This is a genomic window from Propionibacterium sp., from assembly GCF_047719395.1.
Taxonomy (GTDB): domain Bacteria; phylum Actinomycetota; class Actinomycetes; order Propionibacteriales; family Propionibacteriaceae; genus Propionibacterium.
The window spans coordinates 1-3751 of record NZ_JBDNTB010000100.1 but is presented as its reverse complement, the minus strand read 5'-3'; the positions used below and the strand labels follow the sequence as shown (position 1 = coordinate 3751).

At 61.4% G+C, this 3751-nt stretch carries 4 protein-coding genes; 3 read left to right on the top strand and 1 reads right to left on the bottom strand.

What is annotated here, in order from left to right; translation table 11 throughout:
- The first annotated feature begins 470 nt into the window (after positions 1–470).
- From ABF648_RS11920 to ABF648_RS11910, 3 genes are all read left to right on the top strand, one after another.
- Positions 471–1106: a TetR/AcrR family transcriptional regulator gene (locus ABF648_RS11920; RefSeq protein WP_415632466.1), complete on the top strand. Its 636-nt coding sequence runs from the start codon at positions 471–473 to the stop codon at positions 1104–1106.
- Positions 1107–1149: 43 nt separating this feature from the next.
- Complete coding sequence (locus ABF648_RS11915) at positions 1150–2454, top strand: MFS transporter (RefSeq protein WP_415632465.1); 1305 nt, start codon at positions 1150–1152, stop codon at positions 2452–2454.
- Positions 2455–2583: 129 nt separating this feature from the next.
- Positions 2584–3417, top strand: coding sequence for an aldo/keto reductase (locus ABF648_RS11910; protein WP_415632464.1), 834 nt, complete (start codon positions 2584–2586; stop codon positions 3415–3417).
- 133 nt (positions 3418–3550) lie between these two features.
- Here ABF648_RS11910 and ABF648_RS11905 read toward each other — a convergent pair.
- Positions 3551–3751: hypothetical protein (locus tag ABF648_RS11905; RefSeq protein WP_415632463.1), on the bottom strand; the 201-nt coding region annotated here is incomplete at its 5' end.

Below are 3751 nucleotides of genomic sequence, written 5' to 3'. Positions count from 1 at the left end.
GGGGCTGGCATAGGTTTATAAGCGACCGGGTATGACCTCAACAACACACAACCGTCCACCCACAACGCGTTCTCAACGGATACACACCCGATGACGAAATGGGGGCGGCCTGCGGGCCGACCCCATTTCTTCGTGCCGGGTCCATAGCGCCAGGTGTGACCGTCAGATCCTCGCACGTTGCGTCCGCGAGGGCGGTCTCGCCCGGTCTCCGCGCGAGTCGAGTGGGGTCATTGCGTTCATGACATGGGAATCACGGTGTCCATGGGGACGAGAGAGGTCATTGGCCGCACAGGGCTCATACCTTCATGCCTTCGTCGTGCCGATCCATCCCAGGCAGCTGCTCTGCGCGGGCAGCAGTTCTGCGCGACCGCGATGTGGAGTCAGTGGTTGCCAGAGCCCATTTCACTGACGGCGACCAGGAAATATCAAGATACGAGACTTGAAGTCTCGTATCGAGCTAGCATGGCGGCATGGTTGCAGTAGGGCGTCCCAGGAGGGCTGATCTCGACGGGGTGATACTCACCGCGACCGCTGACCTGCTCGTCAAGGGCGGTCTCGCGGCTGCCGGTGTCGACGCCATCGCTGCACGCGCTGGCGTGGGCAAGGCATCGATCTACAGGCGCTGGTCGAGTCGCGATGATCTCATCCTCGATGCCCTGTTGGTGTGCACCGCATCATCGCTCAAGATCCCTGAGCAGATGTCCGCTGTGGAGGCGCTGGAATTTCATGTGGCCGAGCTTGCCGGGGTGCTCTCCGAGCCGCGCATCGGCCCGCTGCTGCGAGCTCTCACCGCCCGCGCGCAGGCCGACGATGCGCTGGCGGGTCGCTTGCGAGAGCGCTGGATCCTGCCTCGCCGTACGGTGGCCCGGCAATTGGTGGATCGTGCCCTGCACGAGGGCTCGGTCGATCCAGGCGTCGACGTCGAGCTGTTGCTCGACGAGCTGGTCGCCCCGCATTACTTCCGATTGATCTATGGCCTGCCCGCACTCAGCCGGGAGGCTGTCGCGGTCAGCGTGCGGCAGGTACTGCGCGGTGCGGGTGTCCGAGATCATGGTGAGGGCGCTTCTGTCCAGGACCTGTCGGGAACGACCGGAGATGGCCATTGATGTTCGTGCGCACTGCATTCACTCCCATGACTGGAGAGATTCGATGACTTTTCAAGTAGAAAATCCGCCTGCTCCCACCGGGGTTCCCTCCGCTGGTGCACGGCAGGCGTCGGCACATTCGGAGCGCCCTTTGCAAGAACACTCCCCGCGGCGGCATTCGATAGCCTTCTGGCTCATTGCGCTGGCCTTCGGCGTGACGATGTCCTTCACCACCGTCCCCACCACAATGTGGTCGCTCTACGAGCGCACGGTGCACTATTCGACGGCAATGGTCACCGTGGCATTCACCGCCTATTCCTTCGGGGTGCTGCTTGCACTCGTATTCGTGGGCCACATATCAGATTGGCAGGGGCGCAAACCGATTCTGCTGATCGGAATCACCTGCCAGTTGGTCGCTGCGATCGTGCTGGTCTCCTCCACGGATTTCGCTCCAGTGGTGGTGGCGCGATTCATCAGTGGCGCAGGAATCGGGATGATCACCGCCACGGCCACCGCACATATCGCTGAGCTCCACCTCGGTTCGGGGCGCGATCCGCTGTCCGAACGCCCGGCACTCACGGCCACTGCTGCAAACCTTGGTGGTCTCGGTGCTGGTCCCGTCATCGGTGGCGCGCTGACGCAGTTCCTGCCACACCCGCTGGTGGTGCCCTATGCCGTCTATCTCGTGGTGTTGGTGATCGCGCTCGCTCTCGTGATGGTTGCCCCGGAGACAGTCCCACGACACCACCGTGACTACCGTCCCCAGCACGTCCAGCTGGCACGGGAGGACCGAGGTGACTACATGACTGCCGTATTCGGCGGAGCCACCTTGTTCTGCGTGCTCGGGCTCACCACATCCTTGCTTCCCCAGGTGCTCAGTGGCCTCGGCATTTCCTCGCGCTTCTGGGAAGGTCTGATTGCCGCATGTGTGCTGTTCGCCTCCGCATCGGTCCAGATCGCGCTGCGGCATGCCGTGACCGATCGGCTCTATGCCATCGGTCTGCCTGCCATCGGGGTGGGTGTCATCTGCATGGTGCTCGGTGTCCTCACGGGGCTGGGGGCACTCTTCGTCATCGGCGCCCTGGTGGGCGGCGCGGGGGGCGGCGCCATCTTCCGTGGCGCGCTCGGCACGGCTGCGCGGGTGGCGCCTGAGGGGCGCGCAGGCGAATCCGCGGCAGGCATCTTCGTGGGCGCATATCTTGGGATGGCATGTCCGGTGCTCGGCATCGGCATCGCCACAGCCTGCGGGATCTCCATCGATGCCGCACTGGTCTGCTTTGGAATCCTCGTGCTCGCCCTTGCGACCGGGGTGGCGGCCTCCGCCAGGGCGTGCCAGAGGGCTCGCGCGACTCGTGTCATGGGCGACTGACACCCGACCTCATGCCAAGGGCCCACACCAGGAGAGGAGCCCTCATCATCCGGCAAGGCGATCCAGTCGGGCCGGGTCGCACACCGATTCCCATTTTTCAGCATTATCAACTTGAGGAGAGACAAGACAATGAAGACAGAGTTCACTGCTCATGACGGTTTCACCCTGCCGTCGATCGGATTCGGCACCTACCTGCTCAATGGGGTCCGCGGCTGCGAGTCGATAGTCACCGCCATCAAGAACGGCTATCGGCTGATCGATTCTGCCGTGAACTACCAGAACGAAGGAACCCTCGGCGCAGCTGTCCGCAATTGCGACGTCCCGCGGGATTCATTGATCATCACCAGCAAACTGCCTGGCAGGAGTCACGATCACGACCTGGCGATCGAAACCATCGAGGAGAGCGTCTACCGCACAGGCCTGGACTATCTCGACCTGTACCTCATCCACTGGCCGCTGCCGAGGGTGAACAAGTATGTCGAAGCCTGGCAGGCGATGATCGAGGCGAAGCAGCGCGGCCTGTTGCACGAGATCGGTGTGTGCAACTTCCTGCCCGAACACCTGGATCGGCTCGAGCGTGAAACCGGTGTCGTACCGGTCGTCAACCAGATTGAGCTGCACCCGTACTTCCCCCAGCAGGAGACCATCGACTACGACAATGCGCATGGCATCATCACCGAGGCTTGGAGCCCGCTCGGTCATGGCAACGATCTTCTGAAGAATCCGGTGATCACCAAGATCGCTGCGGCCCACTCGGCCACCCCAGGTCAGGTCGTGCTCGCCTGGGACAACGCCCGCGGTGTCGTCCCGATCCCGAAGGCATCGTCATCGGCTCGCCAGTTGGAGAACCTGGGCCACACCAAGGTGACGCTGAGTGACGAGGAAGTGGTGGAGATCACCGGGCTCGGGCGTCCTGATGGGCGTCTTGAAGGTCAGGATCCGGCCAGCTACGAGGAGTTCTGAGCCGGTGCTGACCCTGGTTTGACAGCCACAGAGGGGGCGTGTAACGTACTTCGAGCTGCCGCAGGGCGGCTTGACAACACAACATCGTTTCAGAAGGCCTTTTACCGAAAGATGGAAGACCATTTGAAACAAATCAGGATGGACCTCCGGATTTGACTCCGGGAAACATTCTGGTAATGTTGATTAAGTCGTTTTCGGCGGTTGCTGATAACAAATGAATTGGTAAAACAATCCAAATGTTGTTAGTGTAAAGCCAAGTGGATTGTTGGTGAGGCGTGTTTTTTTGTTGATCCGATGGTTTGATTTTTTTGGTTTGTTTTGGTAGTTTTTGTCG